The organism is Streptomyces roseochromogenus subsp. oscitans DS 12.976, assembly GCF_000497445.1.
Classification (GTDB): domain Bacteria; phylum Actinomycetota; class Actinomycetes; order Streptomycetales; family Streptomycetaceae; genus Streptomyces; species Streptomyces oscitans.
In genome coordinates this window covers 9,309,608-9,328,818 of record NZ_CM002285.1, presented here as the reverse complement: position 1 = coordinate 9,328,818, position 19,211 = coordinate 9,309,608, and the positions used below count along the sequence as shown (strand labels likewise).

Annotated in this window: 17 protein-coding genes and 1 pseudogene; 8 read left to right on the top strand and 10 right to left on the bottom strand. The window is 69.9% G+C overall.

Going from position 1 to position 19,211, the window contains the following annotated elements; genetic code table 11:
* Positions 1 to 119: 119 nt before the first annotated feature.
* The gene (locus tag M878_RS89995) at positions 120 to 506 is read left to right on the top strand and encodes a nuclear transport factor 2 family protein (RefSeq protein ID WP_023553571.1); all 387 of its coding nucleotides are present in this window, start codon (positions 120 to 122) and stop codon (positions 504 to 506) included.
* A gap of 307 nt (positions 507 to 813) precedes the next feature.
* On the opposite strand, the gene M878_RS97005 is transcribed toward M878_RS89995, so the two are convergent.
* The 3 genes from M878_RS97005 to M878_RS89980 all read right to left on the bottom strand — a co-directional run bounded on the left by M878_RS97005 (position 814) and on the right by M878_RS89980 (position 2,836).
* Positions 814 to 1,149 (bottom strand): ATP-binding protein, encoded by a 336-nt coding sequence (locus tag M878_RS97005; protein WP_023553570.1) that lies wholly within the window; start codon positions 1,147 to 1,149, stop codon positions 814 to 816.
* Positions 1,150 to 1,413: 264 nt separating this feature from the next.
* On the bottom strand, positions 1,414 to 2,208 hold the full coding sequence (locus M878_RS89985) for an anti-sigma factor family protein (protein ID WP_031227276.1): 795 nt from the start codon (positions 2,206 to 2,208) through the stop codon (positions 1,414 to 1,416).
* 25 nt (positions 2,209 to 2,233) lie between these two features.
* On the bottom strand, positions 2,234 to 2,836 hold the full coding sequence (locus M878_RS89980) for a sigma-70 family RNA polymerase sigma factor (protein WP_023553568.1): 603 nt from the start codon (positions 2,834 to 2,836) through the stop codon (positions 2,234 to 2,236).
* Positions 2,837 to 3,413: 577 nt separating this feature from the next.
* On the opposite strand from M878_RS89980, the gene M878_RS89975 reads away from it, so the two are divergent.
* Positions 3,414 to 3,725 carry a plastocyanin/azurin family copper-binding protein gene (locus M878_RS89975; RefSeq protein WP_031227274.1) on the top strand — a complete coding sequence of 104 codons (312 nt, stop codon included), beginning with the start codon at positions 3,414 to 3,416 and terminating at the stop codon, positions 3,723 to 3,725.
* Between the two features lie 68 nt (positions 3,726 to 3,793).
* Complete coding sequence (locus M878_RS89970; RefSeq protein ID WP_031227273.1) at positions 3,794 to 4,711, top strand: metallophosphoesterase family protein; 918 nt, start codon at positions 3,794 to 3,796, stop codon at positions 4,709 to 4,711.
* Positions 4,712 to 4,728: 17 nt separating this feature from the next.
* Here the strand turns inward: M878_RS89970 and M878_RS000000100785 are convergent.
* Together M878_RS000000100785 and M878_RS89965 are read right to left on the bottom strand one after the other, a co-directional pair.
* Positions 4,729 to 5,340, bottom strand: a pseudogene (locus M878_RS000000100785) (IS5 family transposase); the annotation flags it as partial.
* A gap of 74 nt (positions 5,341 to 5,414) precedes the next feature.
* Positions 5,415 to 6,551: an FAD-dependent oxidoreductase gene (locus tag M878_RS89965; protein ID WP_023553563.1), complete on the bottom strand. Its 1,137-nt coding sequence runs from the start codon at positions 6,549 to 6,551 to the stop codon at positions 5,415 to 5,417.
* Between the two features lie 1,254 nt (positions 6,552 to 7,805).
* Between M878_RS89965 and M878_RS89960 the strand changes: the two genes are divergently transcribed.
* The 3 genes from M878_RS89960 (at position 7,806) to M878_RS89950 (ending at position 10,955) form a co-directional block, all read left to right on the top strand.
* Positions 7,806 to 8,570 carry an SDR family oxidoreductase gene (locus M878_RS89960; RefSeq protein ID WP_023553562.1) on the top strand — a complete coding sequence of 255 codons (765 nt, stop codon included), beginning with the start codon at positions 7,806 to 7,808 and terminating at the stop codon, positions 8,568 to 8,570.
* Positions 8,571 to 8,924: 354 nt separating this feature from the next.
* Positions 8,925 to 9,683, top strand: a complete 759-nt coding sequence (locus M878_RS89955) for an IclR family transcriptional regulator (RefSeq protein ID WP_023553560.1) — start codon at positions 8,925 to 8,927, stop codon at positions 9,681 to 9,683.
* Positions 9,684 to 9,782: 99 nt separating this feature from the next.
* Entirely contained in the window at positions 9,783 to 10,955 is a 1,173-nt protein-coding gene (locus tag M878_RS89950) for a PP2C family protein-serine/threonine phosphatase (protein WP_078630523.1), read from the top strand.
* On the opposite strand, the gene M878_RS89945 is transcribed toward M878_RS89950, so the two are convergent.
* Positions 10,952 to 11,377, bottom strand: a complete 426-nt coding sequence (locus tag M878_RS89945) for an ATP-binding protein (RefSeq protein ID WP_023553558.1) — start codon at positions 11,375 to 11,377, stop codon at positions 10,952 to 10,954. The two genes, M878_RS89950 and M878_RS89945, sit on opposite strands and share 4 nt — an antisense overlap.
* A 208-nt stretch (positions 11,378 to 11,585) precedes the next feature.
* On the opposite strand from M878_RS89945, the gene M878_RS89940 reads away from it, so the two are divergent.
* On the top strand, positions 11,586 to 12,353 hold the full coding sequence (locus tag M878_RS89940; protein ID WP_023553557.1) for an IclR family transcriptional regulator: 768 nt from the start codon (positions 11,586 to 11,588) through the stop codon (positions 12,351 to 12,353).
* Positions 12,354 to 12,398: 45 nt separating this feature from the next.
* Positions 12,399 to 13,928: a glycerol kinase GlpK gene (glpK, locus tag M878_RS89935; protein WP_031227271.1), complete on the top strand. Its 1,530-nt coding sequence runs from the start codon at positions 12,399 to 12,401 to the stop codon at positions 13,926 to 13,928.
* A gap of 234 nt (positions 13,929 to 14,162) precedes the next feature.
* On the opposite strand, the gene M878_RS89930 is transcribed toward glpK, so the two are convergent.
* The 4 genes from M878_RS89930 to M878_RS89915 form a co-directional block, all read right to left on the bottom strand.
* Complete coding sequence (locus M878_RS89930) at positions 14,163 to 15,239, bottom strand: ABC transporter ATP-binding protein (protein ID WP_023553555.1); 1,077 nt, start codon at positions 15,237 to 15,239, stop codon at positions 14,163 to 14,165.
* A 1-nt stretch (position 15,240) separates the two neighbouring features.
* Complete coding sequence (locus M878_RS89925; protein WP_037730278.1) at positions 15,241 to 16,782, bottom strand: ABC transporter permease; 1,542 nt, start codon at positions 16,780 to 16,782, stop codon at positions 15,241 to 15,243.
* A complete protein-coding gene (locus tag M878_RS89920) occupies positions 16,779 to 17,855 on the bottom strand; it encodes an extracellular solute-binding protein (protein ID WP_023553553.1) in 1,077 nt (358 codons plus the stop codon). Before M878_RS89920 ends, M878_RS89925 begins: the two co-directional genes overlap by 4 nt.
* Positions 17,856 to 18,183: 328 nt before the next feature.
* Positions 18,184 to 18,921 carry a flavodoxin family protein gene (locus tag M878_RS89915; RefSeq protein WP_031227267.1) on the bottom strand — a complete coding sequence of 246 codons (738 nt, stop codon included), beginning with the start codon at positions 18,919 to 18,921 and terminating at the stop codon, positions 18,184 to 18,186.
* Between the last annotated feature and the right edge of the window lie 290 nt (positions 18,922 to 19,211).

Genomic DNA, 19,211 nt, shown 5'->3' with positions numbered 1-19,211 from the left:
GACCGCGCAGGTCCGCACACAGCTTGCGCCACTCGGCCGGGCGCGTACTGGCCGTGCTCACGGACAACCGAGGAAACTGAAAGACGCCCCGGCCTGGGGCACCAATGGGAGGAGCAGCCGTGCCGGACTCATCGCAGATCGACGTCGTCCGCCGCTACTACAGCGCCAAGGGCGATCCGCAGGTCATCCGGTCGGTCGTCGCCCCCGGCGCCGAGTGGGATGTGGTCGAAGGCTTCCCCAACGGCGGGGTGTACCGCGGCCTGGACAGCATCCTGGGCGACTTCTTCGGCTTCCTCACCCACTTCACGGAGTTCCAGGTCGTCAGCGAGGATTTCTTCGAGGACGGCGACCACGTCATCGTCCTGGGACGATACGCAGGCATCACCACCGCCGGCATCGCGGTGACCTCACGGTTCGCGCACGTCTTCACTCTGCGGGACAGCAGGATCGTCCGCCTGCAGCAGACCTGCGACACCCTGCCCATCGCCCGCGCCCTGGAACACTGAACAGTCGCACGGCCGCATAAACGGGCCTGTTCGTCCGGCACACAAAACGCGCCCTGCAGAGGGCTGTGTCGGCGATCGGCCGTGGCGTCGAGCGTCACGACCTTGCCGGGCGGCAGCGGCTTGCCGGCCAGTTCCCCGCACATGTGTCGCTCCGTCGGGGAAACGCCCTACGTGTGCCGTACCGTGCTGGTCGCCCAGGCCGGCCACCACCTGGCCGGGTATCTGACCTGCCGCGGGCTGGGCGAGTTCGGCGCGGTGTTGGCGCTGCAGTGGGGCGCCTGGTTGGACGACGGTCTCCCGGGACCGGTCATGCCGAGCACCGGAGGCAGGCGCGGACTTCCCGGCCGCCGCGCGTCTGGCGGATCTCGGTCGACTGCGCGAGGTACTTGACGATACCGGTACCGCGGCCGTGTTCGTCCGGGGCGACGTCGTACGAACCGTGCTCCACCGCGGTTCCCGAGTCACTGACCACGATGTACAGGGCACCGTGGTCGAGGACGAGGACCAACGTCATGCACTCGCGGCCGTACTGGGCGGCGTTGGCGGTGAGTTCGTCGACGATGAGCACGGCGGAGTCACGCTCGCGCTCGGGAACACTCCAGCACTCCAGCAGATCCGCCGTGAAGTGACGCGCGGCGGACACATGCACCTCCCGAGCGGGCAGGGTCAGCGTCGCCCGATGGGAGCAGGGCCGTGAGCTGGTGCGCTCGGAATTGGTCACAAACATGGTCTTCTGGCTCTTCTATGTGGGAGCGGAAGCTGGATCAAGGTGGGGACCGCCAAGGACGTGGAGGCGGTCGGTACGCCGGAACCTGCATGTGAGCGCTCATCCGGTAATACGCACGGCGAGTGGCATACGGTTCGACCGATTCATACCTTTTCCCGACTTGGTGACTTCCGGCCGACCTCACGCCTGGATCGTGACGAGCTTCTGGCCGTTCCCCGCGTTGATGATCTCGAAGCGCTGGATGGTTCCCGGAGTCATGGGGACCGCCCCTGGGATCTTCGTTCCGGTCGGGTACGTGCCGGCTCGCCAGCTGGCGGCGTCCGCCCTGGTCCCGCCGGGCCCGATTGCCTGCAATCGGCAGATGATGCCGGTCGGCGCACCATGGGCCGAGACCTCCAGGACACTGCCCCAGGTCGAGGGGAAGACCTTCACCGTGGCGGTGACGCCGGTGGTGGAGTCGTTTCCGGAGAAGGTGCGCGACGGAGTCGGCGCGGTAGGTCCGGGCTGCTTGCCTTGACTCGTCACGGATGTGCTGGCTGCCAGCCAGGTGCCGCCGACTGCCGCTGCGGCGACCAGCATCAGGGAGGCGGCCGCGCCGGCCAGTTGCAATCGCCAGGTCCTGCGGCGCCTGGCCGCGGCCTGCTGGAGCATCCTGTCGATCAACCCCGCTTCGGAAGCCTGAGGCGCCGCGGACACGCCGGACGGTGCCTGCGGAGCGCCCTGCGCGCTCTCGGCAGCCCGCCGTACCAAGCGGTCGGCCAGGTCCTTGTCGCCGGCGGGCACCGTCTGGCCTGCGGCTTCGGCTGCTGTGACCATCGCGAGCAGCGCCGGCAGTCCGGCCAGCTGCTCGTGCTCCGTCCGGCATGCGTCGCATGTCGCGAGGTGGGCGCGCACCTGTTCCATCTCGGCCGGGGACAGCGCGCCCAGGACGTACCCTCCCAGCGCCATCCGCACGGCGTCGTGGTCCGTGTTCATGGCCGGCACCTCCTCCACGCCTCGGTCATGGCTCGATGCCTCGTTCCTGCAGCGCAAGCCGAAGGGCGTGCAGTGCGTAGTACGTCCGCGACTTGACTGTGCCCAGCGGGATGCCCAGCACGCCCGCGGCCTCCGCCATGGTCCGGCCCCGGTAGTACGTCTCGACCAGTACGGCGCGGTGTTCCGGGGACAGCGTCCGGATGGCGTCGGCCACCGCCCAGCTCTGCAGTGCCTGCTCGATCTGGTCCTCGCCCACGGTCTGCTCGGCGGCCCGCTCCAGGGCCTCGCCGCCGGTCTCCGCCGGCCTGGCCCTCCGGGCCCGGTGGGCGTCGATGACCAGGTGCCGGGCGACGGTGAACAGCCAGGCCCGGGCAGGACCGCGTCGGGGGTCGAACGCGGTGGGGTGCTGCCACGCCCGCAGTAGCGTCTCCTGTACGACATCCTCGGCCCACTGCCGGTCTCCTGACGTCAGGCGTAGCGCGTAGTGGAACAGGGGACCCGCGTGCTCGGCGTACAGAGCGCGGATCAGTTCCTCGTCCGTGGCCGAAATGGTCCCTTCACCAGGGACACGGCGCGCGGAACGATCCGTATCAGTACTTTGGCCACGTTTGCGAGCATTCCATGGCATAAATCGATCATCACGTATATGCGCTCTTTTGTCGTGTTTGTCGTGCCGCGTGCCGTGTGACGCCGATAGAGACCGGCTCAGCCTGGGGAGATCACGAAGAAAGCGGAAGAAAAGGTGTGTATCGGATGAACCGAGCGGCACTGCCGCCCGTGAAGTCAGACAAGAGCCGAGATACACGGCAGATCGCCGACAAGCGTCAATGCACCGCCGCCGCAACATGACCCCCGCTCGCCGGGCCCGTTGCGGGACGCACGGCCGTCGCACCGCGGATCCCGCGGGCCTCAGACCGTCGCGCGTACTCGGCCACCGCCTTCCCTCTCTTCCTGATCGGCGAGGAACAAACACCATGTACCCGAACTTTGGTCATGTCGGCCGGCGATCACGCGTCGCGGCCGGGCTCGCAACCGTGACGGCAGCCGCCCTGGGGCTCCTCAGCGCGTGCGGCCAGCCCCCACACTCCACCGCAGCCGGTGCCATCACGCCGGGTCCTGGTCAGCGGCAGGTGGCCGGGATGCCTGGTGCCTCCGCACCGGGACATGCCGCGAGCACCGCGCCCAGCACCTCACCGATGCCCAGCATGAGCATGCCCACGGGCTCGCCGAAGACAGGCACAGCTGCTGATGCGCCGGTGACCGGTGACGTCGTGGCGATCAAGAACTTCGCGTTCTCCCCGGCCACACTGAAGGTCACCACGGGCACGACGGTGACCTGGACCAACCAGGACACCGACGCCCACACCGTCACCAGCGCCGGATCAGACGGACCGCTGCACTCACCCGCTCTGGCCACCCACGCCACCTACAGCTACCGGTTCACCAAGCCGGGCACCTACGCCTATCTCTGCTCCATCCATCCCTTCATGACAGCCAAGGTGGAGGTGACCCGATGACCGGGTACCGTGACACTCAGGACCCAGTTCCGGGCGGCGCCGACGACCAGCCCGCCGGGGAACATGGCATGACACGGCGTCAACTGATCCGGCACGCGGGATGGTTCGGCGGGGCCGTCGTGCTGACCGTGGCCGGCGGAGAGGTGTTCAGCCACATCGCCGGCTCCCGGGGCAGCAGCGCCGAGGCCGCCACAGGAACCGGCGGCGCCCTGCGGTTCGTGCAGGTCTCCGACAGCCACATCGGCTTCCACGGGCCGGCGAACATGGACGTGGTCGGCTCGTTCACCGAAGCGATCGACCAGGTCAACACCCTCGGCTTCCGGCCCGACTTCGTCATGCACAGCGGCGACCTGACACACCTCTCTACGACGGACCAGTTCGACCAGGTCAGGCAGATGATGACCGGACTGCGCACGGACCGCGTCTTCACCGTGCCCGGTGAGCACGACTCCATCGGCGATGCGGGCCGCGCATACCGGCAGGTCTTCGGCGAGGGGACGCTCGGCGACGGCTGGTACAGCTTCGACACCCACGGAGTGCACTTCATCGCCCTGGTCAACACTCTGCGCCTGGAGAAGCTGGGCCACCTCGGCACCGAGCAGATCGACTTCGTACGCAAGGACCTGGCGGGGCTGTCATCGGACACCCCGATCGTGGTCTTCAGTCACATCCCGTTGTTCGCCATGTACCCCCGGTGGGGCTGGAGCACGGACGACGCGTTGAAGGTGATCGCGCTCCTGCGCCGTTTCTCTTCGGTGACCTGTCTCAACGGACACGTCCACCAACTGTTCACCAAGACAGATGGCAACATCACCTTCCACTCTGCCACCACCACCGCCTACCCACTGCCGAAGCCGGGACGGGCCCCCGCCCCCACTCCCCAGGTCGTGCCCGCCCGACAGCTCAAGGCTGCGCTAGGCATTCGCACCGTGGGCTACCGGCAGGGCGACCGGGAGCTGGCGATCAAGGACGAGAGGCTGGCGTGAGCAGGGGAAGACTCCTTGCCGCGTCCGTGTGTCCAGCGATCGCACTTGTCGTGGTCGTAGCCGCGGTCGGCGAGCAGCGTATCGGCCGGTGTCTGGGCCGACCGACGACGCCGGCCACGGCCGGGACCTTCTCCAGCAGGGGCGGCCACTGGGTGACGTCGTGGCGGTTGCCGCCGGTCGGCGACACCGCTAGCCAGATCCCCTGGCCGTCGGTGAGGACGTGGTGCTTGCTGCCCGGCCGTGCGCGGTCGGCCGGGCTGGGACCGTTTTGGGGCCCCGCCGGGCCGCCCGCACGCGGGAGGAGTCGATCACCGCCCGCGACCAGTCGAGCTTCTGCGCCGAACGCAGCTCCCTCAACAACACCGCATGCAACTGGTCCCACACGCCTGCCTCGTTGCAGGCGGCCAGGCGCCGCCAGCAGGTCATGCCCGAACCGATGCCGAGCTCCTGGGGCGGGTACTCCCACTGGATCCGGTGTGCAGCACGGACAAGATCCCGCACAGAGCCTGCCGGTCCAGCACCCGCGGCCGCCCCGTGACCAGCGTGGGCCCAGGCTCCGGCAACAACGGCTCCACCAGCGACCACAGTTCATCCGACACGATCCACGGCCGCGACTGACACTCCCCCACGACCACACCAACGAGCAGGCAAGCCGCCAGTCACATGATCAACGACTTCTGTTGGGGCCAGTGAGGCGAACGCCTTACCGGGCCTGTTCATATCGGGTGAACGCTGCGACCAGGCCGTGGGCTGTGTTGTTGTCGGAGTCGGTCCCGTGGGCCTCGGCACCTTCGAAAGCGGTGGCCTCGGTGCTGCGGGGGAACATGGCCTGCTCGTAGTCGGTGAGCGCGGCCTCGATGTCGTCGGGGTGCGCGGCGAGAGCCTTGCCGAGTTCGGCGCCGTCGAGCATGGCCAGGTTGGCGCCTTCGCCGTTCGGGGCCGCAAGGTGGGCGGCGTCGCCGAGCAGGGTCACCCCCGGCACCCGGTCCCACCGGTGTTCGGTCGGCAGGGCGTACAGGGGACGCAGAACAGGCGTGGTGTCGCTGTCGGTGATCAGGGCGGTGAGCTCCGCCGCCCAGCCGTCGAACTCTGCCGCGATCCGCGCGGTGGCCGCGGCGGCATCGGTGAAATCGATGGCGGCGAACCAGTCCTGCGGCTCGGACAACCCCACGTAGGCGTGCAGGGTGTCGCCCCTTTCCCGGTGAGCGAAGATCTCCCTGCCCGGCGCGGGCGCGATCAGCGACCCGCCGCCGACCGCCTTCGCGGCGGCTGGGTGCCGGGTGTCGGCGTCGAACAGGTAGGTCTCGACGACCGACTTGCCGATGTACTCGGGTGTGGCAGTGGAGAGCAGTGGCCGGATGCGTGACCAGGCGCCGTCCGCGCCGACCAGCAGACTCGTGGCCAAGGTGGTGCCGTCGGCGAAGGTCACCTCGTGGCGGCCCCCGCCGAGGGCACGGGCGCTGCCGGCCTTGCGCCCCCACCGGACGGTGCCGGCCGGGAGCGAGTCGAGCAGAATCTGTCGCAGCTCACCGCGTTGCACCTCGGGGCGTCCGCCTGTGCCGTCGTCGGCTTTGTCGAACAGGACGGTCCCGTCCGGGTCGAGGATCCGCATCGCCTGGCGGCCCTCCAGGATGAGGCCACGGAACTGGTCCATCAAGTCGGCTGTTTCGAGGGCGGGTTGACCGTTGTAGTCGTGGATGTCGAGCATCCCGCCCTGCGAACGCGCAGCCGGGGAGGTCTCCGCCTCGTAGACCGTGGCCGGTATTCCGTGGACGTGCAGGACGCGGGCGAGCGTGAGGCCGCCGAGCCCGGCGCCGATGATCGTGACGTCAGTGGTCATGGTGCTTCTTTCCTGACTGTGGACCGCTGGGCGGACACCCGGCAGGTCACGCCTGGAGCGCCGTTCCCGTGAGTCGGGACGATGCGATGCTGGTGGCCGGCGCCGTGGATGGCCGGCGCCGACCAGCTCCAATGTCCCGGCCGCCACCGACATGTCAGCGACAGGCCACCGACGACCGCCGACAACCCGCCGACACCGGCCCAAGCCCCTGCCCCGGTCTACTGGCGGGTTCTCGTAACTCAGCTGTCGCCTGTTCCCCGAGGAACCCAGCCCGCTGGTGACCTTGCGTGATCGCCCGGGGCGTATCGGCTCTATGTCCCACCGGTCTTGTCGCGGGGCCGGGCGGTGGCCTTGTCATGGCAGCCGAGAGCGTCCTCGACGAGAGGGCAGGAATTTCGAGGAGTTGCCGGCGGATGGCGGCGCCGCGGGCAGCGTTGGCAGGGACCCCCACTTCGTCGAAGAACGCGGACAGGTGGTCGGGCCGGAACGGCTGACCGGCCCGGCGGCCGGGGAAGAGCCAGCGAGATGCCGGGAGGTGGCCGGTGTTCATGTCGTCCCGGTTCGCGATGCACTCCAGCGGCAAGGCGGCGACCGGTGCGGGAACGGGCGGGGCCGGTTCCCCGAGCCGGGGCGCGTTCCGCAGCAGCGCATCACCGGCTGATCGCTACCGTCAAAATCCGGTCCGATCCTCCCCACGGGCCGTGCCGGGCCGCAGCGGAAGGGTGCTGGCTGCACCCCGCTGAGTGAGACACCGGCCGGCTGGGACGGGCCCGCAGATCACATAACGCCGTCGAGCGCAGTGCCCTGGCGCAGATGCCCCGGCCGCGCCGAGGACTTCGGCGCAGGCCACCGTGAGGTTTCCGCTGCTGCACGAGCGGATGAGCACGCGGGCACCCGCCCGACAGCCGGCTGGCACTCGGTAGCCATACCGTTCCGGAATGCGAGTTGCCTCATGCGACACCCGGCTCGTCTCGGCGGGCTTCGTCGCGCCGCCAGCAGACCCCTCCGCCCCTCCGCCCCTCCGCCCCTCCGCGAGGCCATGTCACCCTGCCCGCCGCGTGGGCAAAGTCGTGGCCTGCGAAGTGACCCGCACCGCGTCCCGGCCATCAGGACCGACGCCGGAGCCGATCGGACCGCCCGAGATGCCCAGATGCCCGGACGGTGATTCCTTGGTACGGGCGCATCCCGACCGCCCGCCCTCGGCCGGCGGTCCGGTTCACGTGCTCCTTCCCACGCATGATCAAGGAGACTGTCATGGTCAACGCTCCGGACAAGACGCTCAGCGGGAAGGCGGTCTTCGTCGGCGGTGCGTCCCGCAACCTCGGCGGACTGATCAGCACCACCCTTGGAGCCGAGGGCGCGAAGGTGGCAGTCCACTACAACAGCGACTCCTCCCGCGCCAAGGCCGAGGGCGTGGTCGCACAGATCAACGCCGGCCCGGGCGAGGCGTTCGCCGTCCAGGCCGATCTGACGAAACCGACCGAGGTCCAGCGGGTCCTCGACGAGGTCGTCGACCGGTTCGGCAAACTCGACTGCAGCATCAACACCGCCGGCGTGGTGCTGAAGAAACCCCTCACGGAGATCACCGAGGACGAGTACGACCGGATGTTCGCGGTCAACTGCAAGGCCGCTTTCTTCGTCATGCGCGAGGCAGCGCGCAGAATCGAGGACGGCGGAAAGATCATCACCATCGTCACCTCGCTGCTGGCCGCCTACACCGGCCTGTACTCCTGCTACGCCGGCAGCAAGGCCCCGGTCGAGCATTTCACCCGGGCCCTGTCCAAGGAGCTGTTCGGCCGGAACATCTCGGTCAACAACATCGCTCCCGGGCCCATGGACACCTCGTTCTTCTACCCCGCCGAGGACGACGACTCCATCGCCTACCACAAGTCCTCGGCCATGAACGGCGACCTCACCAAGATCGACGACATCGTCCCATGGGTATGCCACCTCCTCACCGACGGCTGGTGGGCCAATGGCCAGACGCTCTTCATCAACGGCGGCTACACCACCCGCTGACCCACCCTCACCAGCCGAAATACGGTGCAGCAGCATCCTCCGGACCAACACCTGGGCCCCAAAGCCACCCGAAGGCCAGACCGTCGACGCCAACCGGCCATGCGGACCGAGGACCGTGTCCAGGGCTCTCGTCCAACCGCGGCAGAGCGTGCTCGAACACATCCGGAAAGCCCAGGAGCCGCTGCCGAAGGATCAGCACCCGCCCTTCATCAGGGGACCCCACCCGCCGGCCGCCGAGGTCTGCCCCACCAGCAACACCAGCACCCCGCCGAGGCGGCGCCAAGCCAGCGGTACCACCACCGCACGGTGATCCCCGCCTTGCCCGTGCAAGGTGCCCGGGCGCAGTCTGGTCCTATGGGCGCTCAGGACGGCCCCACGCTCATCACGTCCGTGCAGCGGGCCTTCCGGTTGCTGGAGGCGGTGAGCGCGCACGAGAACGGCGCGCCGGCGAAACAGCTGGCACGCGAGACCGAGCTGCCCCTGGCCACCGCCTATCACCTGCTGCGCACTCTGGTGCACGACGGATACGTGCGGAAACTGGACGACGGCGGCTTCGTCCTGGGCGACAAACTGATGTCCCTGCACTCGGCGGGCCACGCTCAGACGCTGCTCAGCCGTGTCCGCCCGGCGCTCGCGGCCCTCCGGGACAAGCTGTCCGCCGCGACCTACCTCACCTTCTACGAGGACGGCGAGATCCGAGTCGCCGAGATCGTCGACGGCCCCCGTACACCCCGGGTGGATCTGTGGGTGGGGTTCGAGGACGCCGGACACGCCACTGCCCTGGGCAAGTCCGTACTGCGCGAGCTGGACCAGGATGCCCGCCGGGACTATCTGTCCAGGCACCACCTGGCCGATCTCACGCCACGGACGATCACCAGTGTTCCGGAACTGCTGCGCAGGATCGAGTCGTCCCCCTTGGCACCGGCCGTCACGGACCTGGAGGAGTACGCGCTCGGCACCGTGTGCGTTGCCGTACCGGTCTACAGCGGGGACACGCTCGGCTCGCTCGGGGTCTCTTTGCCGGTGGAGCGGCAGGCCCAGTTGCAGGAGATCCGGGCGCGCATGCTTCTCGTGGCGAGCCGCGTGACCAGAAGTCTCTCGCTCACTATCTGAAATTCCGCTCCTTGTGGCTGCCCACGCCCAGCCCGTTTGCTTGATGAAACGGACATTCCGGGTGGTGTGTCCCACGCAGGCGAGGACTACGGACGAAGCATGATTCAGGCTCGGCATCACGGCGGCGACCACGCGTGGATGCGGCTGTTCAGGGACTGTTTGGCGGGTGCCCGGGAATCGGCCCGCCGGTGTGCCGCCGGGCACCTGGTCCCCGGAATGTGCGTACTGCCCGTTGTGGTCATCGCCGTCGTGGCGTTCCTCGACGTCGCCGGTGGGGTCTGGCTGCCGCTGCTGGCGGCCGGGCCCGCGCTGGCCGCCGCCACCAACGGGCCGCGCGGTGTACTGGGCGTCGGACTCCTCGCCGCCGCGATGGGCGCGACGCTGGGCAATGAGCACGGGGTTCCCGCCGGCGAGATGGCAGCCGTACTGTCCGCCCTGCTGGCCGTCACCGCGGCGAGCGGGCTGGCCAGCGTGCTGCGTGGCCGTCGTGAACGGGTCCTCGCGGCCGTCCGCTCGGTCGCCGAGGCCGCCCAGCACGCGCTGCTGCAGCCCATCCCGGAGACCGTCGGCCCGTTCCAGGTGGCCGTCCGCTACAGCGCCGCGGCGGCCGAGGCCCGGATCGGCGGGGACCTCTACGCCCTGGTGCCCACTCCGTACGGAGTCAGGCTGATCGTCGGCGATGTGCGCGGCAAGGGGCTGCCCGCCGTGGGGACTGTCGCACTCGTGCTCGGGGTGTTCCGCGAGGCCGCCTATGACGAGCCCGACCTGCTGGCCGTCGTCGACAGGATCGAGCGGAGCCTGTCCCGCAACCTCGGCCCGGACGACTTCGTCACCGCCGTGATCGCCGGATGTCCCCCGTCGGGACACTTGGAGATCGTCAACTGCGGGCACGCGCCTCCGCTACTGATATCCGCGGCCGGCGACGTCAGGCCGGTGGAACCCGCTCATCCCGCGCCGCCCCTCGGGCTGCGCGCCCTCTCGGGACAGGCTCCCCGTCTCCAGCATCTGTCGTTCACCGCGGGAGACCAGCTCCTGCTCTACACCGACGGGGTCACCGAGGCTCGCGATCACGCCCGGGCGTTCTATCCGCTGGTCGAAGGCCTGCCCCGCCATGTGTCCGACGACCCGGTGCGCACGCTCACAGCCCTCCATGACGAGCTGCTGGCGCATGTGGGCGGTCGACTGCACGACGACGCCGCCCTGCTCCTTCTCCGCAGGCAGACCGCGGACGGGACGGCACCCGTGCCGTCTCAGGCGGAAGCCGCGCTCTAGACCGCGACGAGGTCGGCCCACCGGGTGACGCCGCTCGGATGGACACGTATGCCGTGGCGATTCGCCAGGGCGTGGACGATCGTCTCGCCCCGGCCGTGCTCGTCCGGGTCGATCCCGGTGAGGGACTGCCCCATCGCCAGCGCAGGTCCCGCGTCGGTGACTTCGACGCGCAGAGTGCGTACGCCGTCGCCGGGCACCCAGGACAGCCGCAGTACGGCAGGGGGGCGGGCGTGCACGATCGCGTTGGTGACCAGTTCCGAGACCACGAGCAGCGTGTCCTCGGCGGTCTCCGGGGACACGTTCCAGTCGGCGAGTGCCGCCGCCACGGTTCGGCGTACGGCCGAGACAGCGCCGGCGGCGGGCGGCACCAGACACACATGTTCCTCTGTCGCCCGGAGCAGCGTGTTGAGCTGTGCCGCCATGGTCTCTCCCGGTGGTGTGTACTACCTGTCCGGCGCCCTGTCTCAGCGCATCCCGGCTTCGCAGCAAGTTAGGGAGGCAAATCAGACAGGTCAATGAACGGCGGTCGGCATTACCGAACGAGGATCTTCACCGCGGCTGCGCAGCGGCTGTGCGCCCGTGGCGTCCGCCCGTGAAGCGAAGCGTCCGAGGCGGTAATAGGCTCGCCTCATGGCCGGCCCAGTCCAGTCGATCGAGCGGGCGGCGGCGATTCTGCGCCTCCTCGCCGGTGGGCCCCGCCGACTGGGGCTCGGCGAGGTGGCGGCCTCGCTCGGGCTGGCCAAGGGCACCGCACACGGCATTCTGCGCACTCTCCAGCACGTGGACTTCGTGGAGCAGGACGCGGCGACCGGGAAATACCAGCTCGGGGCCGCCCTGCTGCACCTCGGCACCAGCTACCTGGACGTGAATGAGCTGCGCTCGCGCTCCCTCAACTGGGCCGATGCTCTCGCCGCCCGGAGCGGGGAAGCGGTTCGCCTGGGGACGCCCCTGGAGGGCAGCGTGCTCATCGTCCACCATGTGTTCCGGCCGGACGACACCTTCCAGACCCTGGATGTGGGCTCGCTGCTGCCCTTGCACGCCTCGTCGCTCGGCAAGGTGCTGCTGGCCTTCGGGACCGCGGCGATCGAGCCCGGCCAGTATCCGGGGCTGGAGGCGTACACCCGGCACACCCTGATCGATCGCGAGCAGCTCGCCCGGGCTCTCGCCGAGGTCCGAGAACTCGGCTGGGCCGCCGAGATCCAGGAGATGAGCATGGGCGAGGCCGGGCTTGCCGCGCCGATCCGCGGGCACGGCGGGCTCGTCGTCGGCGCCATCGGGCTGTCCGGGCCGGTCGAGCGGATCTGTGACAGCCAGGGTCACCCCCGGCCGAGCCTGATCACCCTGATCCGTGAGGCCGCAAGGGCGATCTCCAGAGACCTGGGAGCCGCCCGGTGGTAGGCCGGGCCGGCCGCCGCCTCGACCCGTGGGAAGGCAGACCCGATCATGGCTGAACGGTATGTAATGTCCATCGATCAGGGCACCAACTCGACCCGATGCATTCTCTTCGACCACCGTGGGCGGCTGGTCTCGGTCGCGCAGAAGGAGCATCAGCAGCACTTCCCCAGGCCCGGCTGGGTCGAGCATGACGCCGTCGAGATATGGCAGAACCTGCGGCGCGTTGTGCCCGAGGCCCTGTCCGAGGCCGGTGTCGACGCGGGCCAGGTCGCCGCCATCGGCGTGGCCAACCAGCGCGAGACCACGGTGCTCTGGGACCGGCGGACCGGCGCCCCACTGGGCCGGGCGATCGTCTGGCAGGACACCCGCACGGCACCGCTGGTGGAGGAACTCCGACGGCACCCAGGCGAGGATTTCTTCCTGGAACGGTGCAGTCTGCCGCCCTCGACCTATTTCTCTGCGCTGCGCCTCCGCTGGCTGTTCGACCACGTCAAGGGTCTACGGCAGCGCGCCATGGACGGCGAGGTGCTGTTCGGGACGATGGAGAGCTGGCTGATCTGGAACCTCACCGGAGGCACCGACGGCGGCCTGCACATCACCGACGTCACCAACGCCAGCCGCACCATGCTGATGAACATCCGCACGCTCACCTGGGACGAAGAGTTGCTGGCCTTCTTCGGGGTGCCCCGCTCGATGCTGCCCGAGATCAGGTCTTCCGCCGAGTCCTACGGCGACGCCCGCTCGCTGCTCCCGGGTGTCGCCATCACGGCCGCGCTCGGCGACCAGCAGGCCGCGCTCTTCGGCCAGACCTGCTTCTCCCCGGGCGAGGCGAAGTGCACGTACGGAACCGGCAGCTTCCTGCTGCTCAACACCGGCAACGACATCGTGCGGTCCCGGCACGGACTCCTCACCACCGTCGCCTACAAGATCGGGGGCCAGCAGCCGGTCTACGCGCTGGAAGGGTCGATCGCCGTCACCGGAGCACTCGTCCAGTGGTTCCGTGACCGCCTGGGCCTGATCAGCAGCGCCCCGGAGATCGAGACCCTCGCGCGGACGGTCGAGGACAACGGCGGCTGCTACATCGTCCCGGCCTTCTCTGGTCTGTTCGCGCCTCGCTGGCGCAGCGACGCACGCGGGGTCATCGTCGGCCTCACCTCGTACATCACCAAGGGACACCTGGCGCGTGCCGTCCTGGAGGCCACGGGATGGCAGACACGAGAGGTCGTCGACGCCATGAACGCCGACTCCTCGGTCCCCCTCCGGCAGCTCAAAGTGGACGGGGGCATGACCGCGGACAACCTGCTCATGCAGTTCGTGGCCGACGTGCTCGACGTGCCCGTGGTACGGCCCATGGTCGCCGAGACGGTCTCCCTCGGCGCCGCCTACGCGGCCGGGCTCGCCGTCGGCTACTGGGCGGACCTCGAAGTTCTGCGCCGCAACTGGCACCGGGCCGCGCAGTGGCTCCCCGACATGGACCCCGCACTGCGGGAGGCGGAGTACGAGAACTGGCAGCGGGCCGTCGAACGGTCCCTGGGGTGGGCCAGACCGCCTCGGTCCGCCGACCAGGGCCCGCCATGAGGTGACGGCTGCGTGAGGTGACGGCTGCCGGGGAGGAAAGCCACAGCCGCCCGCCCTCCGCTACCGCCGTCACCTACGCCAACTGCCGCGCCCGGAGCTGCCGGCCCACGCCGGGTTCATCGCCGCGGCGGCTTCATCGGGCCGCAGCGTGATCGTGCAACAACTCCCGTCGCTGTACGACTGCTTCGACCACTCAACCGCTCATCATCGCTGAAGGCGTTGCCGAGGTCGAAGCTACGACGCGACGGTCTCTGCCTCCGCCGAGCGGCCCGCGGCAGGCAGGGGGTGAGCGGGGCCCTGGGTCCGGAGGTGGACCTCACTGCCGACCGCCGGCGGCGGGGCATCCGTATAGGCGACCAGGCGCTCGGGCAGGTCCCGGCCTGGGTCCGGGGCGAACTCGACGCGGTGGTCGTGGCCCCGGAAGAGGCAGGCGGTCACCCGGGCCGGGACGGAGTGCGGACCGGGTTCACAGGTCATCCGAAGCTGGTGGGGACGGAGCATGACGACACCGTCTTGCCCGGTGTCGCTGGTGAGGGGCAGGGGGCCGAACGCGGTGACCGCGTACCCGTCGGCTTGCTTGGCGGGCAGCAGGTTGGCCTCGCCCAGGGCCCTGGCGACACTCGCGTCGGCCGGCCGGTGATAGAGAGCGTGCGGGGTGTCGGCCTGCACGATACGGCCGTCCCGCATTACGGCGATGGCGTCGGCGAAGGCGAGTGCCTCGTCCACATCGTGGGTGACCAGGATCGCGGTGGCGCCCGCGCGGCGCAGGGTGGCGGCGACCTCCGTGCGCAGTTCGGTGCGCAGCGCGGCGTCCAGAGCGGCGAACGGCTCGTCCAGCAGTAGCAGTTGGGGCCTCGGCGCGAGGGCGCGGGCGAGGGCCACGCGTTGCTGCTGGCCGCCGGAGAGCTGGTGCGGGTGGCGGTCGGCGAGGCCGTCGAGCCCGACGAGGCCGAGCATCTCCCCCACCCGCTCGCGGCGGCCGTCGCGGGGAAGGCCGAAGCCGATGTTGGCGGCGACGGTCAGGTGCGGGAAGAGCGCCCCGTCCTGCGGTACGTACCCGATGCGCCGGCGTTCGGCGGGGACCCTGGTGCGGCCGTCGTCGAGGAGGCGGCCGCGCAGGGTGACCCTGCCCCGCGCCGCGGGATGGAAGCCCGCGACGATGCGGAGCAGGGTGCTCTTGCCGCAGCCGGAGGGGCCCAGGACGCAGGCGAGCGCCCCGTCCTCGACGGTGAGGTCGAGTCCGGTGAGCACCGGGCTGCGGCCGTGTGCCGCCTCCAATTGCTCGATCAACAGGCCCGGCTGGCCGGTCATCTCAGTTCTCCCTTGGGGCGGTTGCGCGAGTGCCGAGGGTGCGGCGGGTGAGCATCAGGACGGCGGGCACGGACAGGGCGACCATCACGGCGGCGTACGGCGCCGCCGCCCCGTAGGAGAGGCCGGTGGTGTAGACCCAGAACTGGGTGGCGAGGGTCTCGGTGCCGGTCGGGCGCAGCAGCAGCGTGGCGGTGAGTTCGGTGCTCGCGGTGAGCGTGACCATCGCGAAGGCGGCGCCGAGTCCGGGCAGGATCAGCGGCAGGGTGACCCGGCCCAGGACCATGATCCTGCGGACGCCCAGCGAGCGCGCCACATCCTCGACGCCGTGCGGCACGTGTGCGAGGGAGGCCCGCACCGAGGTCAGGGCGAGCGGGAAGAACAGCACCACATACCCGGCCACCAGCAACGACGGCTGCTGGTAGAGGGGCTGGGCGTAGCGGATCGCGAAGAACACCACCGACAGGGCGACGGCGATTCCGGGCAGCGCCCTGGTCAGGTAGGCGGCGCGTTCCACGGTGCGGGCCAGGCGGGTGGGGCGGCGCCAGGAGTAGAGCGCCACCGGCACCGCTGCGGCGGTGGCGACGGCAGCCGACGACAGCGCGTACCCCAGGGTCGTCGCCGTCTCGGTGACGATGGAGGCGGACGGCAGGGTGGTGGAACTCCCACGCACCAGCCAGTGGACGAGTGCGAAGACCGGCACCCCCAGCGTCACCCCCACCACCACCGCCAACGCGCCTGCGGCGACCGGCTTCCAGCGGCCCAGGGCCGCCGGGGCGCAGCCCCGCCCGGTGGTGCCCTCACGCACCACCCGGCCGCGGCGCGCGGCGCGCGCGTCGAGAGCGACGAGGAGCAGGGCCAGGCCGACCAGGGCGAGGGTGAGCAGGCTGGCGGAGGCCATGTCGAAGCTGGTCTGGTACTCGTTGTAGATCGCGGTGGCGAACGTGGTGTAGCGCAGCATCGCGAACGCCCCGTACTCGCCCAGGAGATAGAGCGACACGAGCAGCGCGCCGCCCGCCAGGGCGGGGCGGGTGAGTGGCAGCGTGACCCGCCACAGGGTCGCGAGCCGGCCGCGGCCCAGGCTGCGCGCGACCTCCTCGGCCGAGGCGTCCGCGTGCCGCAGCGTGGCGGCCACCGGCAGGAACACCAGCGGATACAGCGAGGACGTCATCACCAGCACCGCACCCCAGTACCCCTGCACCTGGGGGAACAGCGAGACCCAGGAGTAGCCGTGGACGAACTCCGGCACCGCGAGCGGCATCGCCAGGGCCACGGTCCACGCCCGGCGACCGGGCAGGTCGGTGCGCTCCACCAGGTAGGCGGCGGCGAAGCCGAGCACGAGCGTGCCGGCGGTGACGACCGTGGTGAGGGCGACGGTGTGCCACAGCAGGGTGCCGACCACGGGCCGGGCCAGCAGGCGGTGTGCGGTGTCCCCGCCCGCCTGTGCGGCCTGCAGCCCGACGAACACCAACGGCGAGGCGACGAGCAGCGCGACCAGACCCGCCACCAGCGGCAGCGGGCCCGGTGCCGTACGGAGTGTCCTCACAGCAGACCGACGGACTGCAGGAGCTGCAGCGCGTTCTTGCCGTCACCGAGGTCGCCGGCCTGCGCGACCGGTCCGGAAGCCGTCAGCGCCCGGCTCACCTTGGTGTTCTTCACCCCGGCGGCAAGCGGATACTCGTAGCTCTCGGAGGTGGCGATGATCTGCTGGGCGGGCTTGCTGGTCAGGTAGGCGAGGAACGCCTGGGCGGCCGCCCGGTGCTGGCCGTGGGAGAGGACGGCAGCGCCGGAGACGTCCACCAGCGCGCCGGGGTCGCCCTGCTTGAAGTAGCCGAGTGCGCTGTGCATGTGGGCGGCGCCTTGCTCGTCGCGCAGACGGTACCAGTAGTAGTGGTCGATTGCGCCGCCCTCGACCTCGCCCCGGTTCACCGCGGCGACCAGGTCCTCGTTGCTGCCGTAGACCTTGCTGTTGGCCTTCAGCCCCTCCAGCCAGCTCTTCGCTCCGGCCTCGCCATCCGTCTGGATCATCCTGGTGACGATCGGGGTGAAGTCCGTCTCACCCGGCGCGATGCCCAGCTTCCCCTTCCACGCCGTGCCGGCCAAGTCCTTCACATTGGGCGGTACTTGGCCCGCCTGGAGCTTGCCGGTGTTGTAGACGAACGCCGCCTCGCGGGCGGAGACACCCACCCAGTCGCCCTTGGCGGAGCTGTCGCCCGACGGAACCGCCGCCAGGGTGGCGGCGTTCACCTTTGCCAGCAGGCCCTTGTTCTCCAGGGTGGTGAGCGCGGGCGGATTCTCCGCGAAGAACACATCCGCCGGGGAGGCCGGTCCCTCGGTGAGGATCTGGTTGGCCAGCTCGGCCTCGTCGCCCGAGCGGACGTTGGCCTTGATGCCGGTCCGCGCCTGGAAGTCCTTCACCAGCGCGCTGACCGTCTGCTCGTGCTGACCGCTGTAGACGGTGATCGTCTGCCCCCTCAGCGAACCAGCCGGCTCCTTGTCCGACGACGCGCCCCCGGAGTCGTTCGAACCGCTGCACCCGGCCAGCGCCAGGGCGGACAGCGACACCGCCGTCGCCAGCGCGGCGGACCGTCGAGCGGACCGCAGGACGACACGAGACATGGGACCTCCGAAGTGACACGCACGGGCCGTCGACGCCGCCCCCACGGCACGCACCCGCCATCAACAAAGCAAGGCTCACCGTACTTAGGTAAGCCTTGCCTGAAAACAGCCCCCGGAGCGCCGACGAGTCGCTATTCAGCCACTCCCAGGCCCCGAAAACAGAGATTTATGTCGTTTCGACCGCACCTTTTTGACCATCTCATAGCTGGTCCATAGCTTCCTCATGACTGCCTCATCACCACTGACCGCACCAACAGTTACCCAAGCGTGACAGCCAGTGCTCCACACTCCGTCACGTACACCAGGGCGTCCGCGGCCGCTGGTGTCCCTACCGGTGTTCGGGGTTCTCGTAGTCGCGGCGGCAGCCGGCGTCCCAGGCGGTGCGCTGGTTCCCGTAGGCGGGGATGCCACCGAGGTCCTTCAGCGCGCGGGCCAGGTGCAGCAGGTTCCAGGTCATGAAGGTGGTGTTGCGGTTGGTGAAGTCATTCTCCGGGCCGCCCGAGCCGGGATCGAGGTACGAGGGGCCGGGACCCGCCTCGCCGATCCAGCCGGCGTCCGCCTGGGGCGGGATGGTGTAGCCCAGGTGCTGCAGGCTGTAGAGCACGTTCATGGCGCAGTGCTTGACGCCGTCCTCATTGCCGGTGATCAGGCACCCTCCGACGCGGCCGTAGTAGGCGTACTGGCCTGCTTCATTGAGCAGGCTGGAGCAGGCGTAGAGGCGTTCGATCACCTGCTTCATCACGGAGCTGTTGTCGCCGAGCCAGATGGGTCCTGCCAGGACGAGGATGTCGGCCTCCAGGACCTGTTGGTAGAGGTCCGGCCAGGCGTCCGTCTTCCAGCCGTGCTCTCTCATGTCGGGCCACACCCCGGTGGCGATGTCGTGGTCCACGGCCCGGACGACATCGACGTGCACCCCCTGCGCGTCCAGGATCGCGGTGCTCCGGTCGATCAGCCCCTGCGTGTTGCTCGTCTCCGGCGAACGCTTCAGCGTGCAGTTGATCACGAGGGCGCGCAGGTCGTCGTACCGGGCCGGCGGTGCATCGGTGGCGGGCGACGGAGCAGTCACACGGTCCTCCCAGAGCGTGGCCGCCGAGGGGTCCTCGGCGGCTCGTTCACGTCCCGATCCAGCCTGCGGCGCGACCGGGGCGAGCGCCACTCGCCCTAGCCCTTCAGGTGGCTCGCCTGTCGGCGTCCATGGGGAAGTCCTCCTGCTCCCACCCGGTGTGCCACCGTCTGCCTTCGGGCTCGTCGAGCCAACCCGTGCGTCCTTCGGACTTGAGGCACCGACGGTGGATCGGGCCGGCCGCTCGCCACGCGGCCGGCCGGCTCGCTGCCGGTCCTACTCCCCACGGCCTT

Coding starts and splice junctions, on each gene's coding strand:
- M878_RS89985 (WP_031227276.1), bottom strand. CDS start 2,208: ATGAACACGGACCACGACGCCGTGCGGATGGCGCTGGGAGGGTACGTC.
- M878_RS89980 (WP_023553568.1), bottom strand. CDS start 2,836: ATGCCATGGAATGCTCGCAAACGTGGCCAAAGTACTGATACGGATCGT.
- M878_RS89975 (WP_031227274.1), top strand. CDS start 3,414: ATGAGCATGCCCACGGGCTCGCCGAAGACAGGCACAGCTGCTGATGCG.
- M878_RS89970 (WP_031227273.1), top strand. CDS start 3,794: ATGACACGGCGTCAACTGATCCGGCACGCGGGATGGTTCGGCGGGGCC.
- M878_RS89965 (WP_023553563.1), bottom strand. CDS start 6,551: ATGACCACTGACGTCACGATCATCGGCGCCGGGCTCGGCGGCCTCACG.
- M878_RS89960 (WP_023553562.1), top strand. CDS start 7,806: ATGGTCAACGCTCCGGACAAGACGCTCAGCGGGAAGGCGGTCTTCGTC.
- M878_RS89955 (WP_023553560.1), top strand. CDS start 8,925: ATGGGCGCTCAGGACGGCCCCACGCTCATCACGTCCGTGCAGCGGGCC.
- M878_RS89950 (WP_078630523.1), top strand. CDS start 9,783: ATGATTCAGGCTCGGCATCACGGCGGCGACCACGCGTGGATGCGGCTG.
- M878_RS89945 (WP_023553558.1), bottom strand. CDS start 11,377: ATGGCGGCACAGCTCAACACGCTGCTCCGGGCGACAGAGGAACATGTG.
- M878_RS89940 (WP_023553557.1), top strand. CDS start 11,586: ATGGCCGGCCCAGTCCAGTCGATCGAGCGGGCGGCGGCGATTCTGCGC.
- glpK (WP_031227271.1), top strand. CDS start 12,399: ATGGCTGAACGGTATGTAATGTCCATCGATCAGGGCACCAACTCGACC.
- M878_RS89930 (WP_023553555.1), bottom strand. CDS start 15,239: ATGACCGGCCAGCCGGGCCTGTTGATCGAGCAATTGGAGGCGGCACAC.
- M878_RS89920 (WP_023553553.1), bottom strand. CDS start 17,855: ATGTCTCGTGTCGTCCTGCGGTCCGCTCGACGGTCCGCCGCGCTGGCG.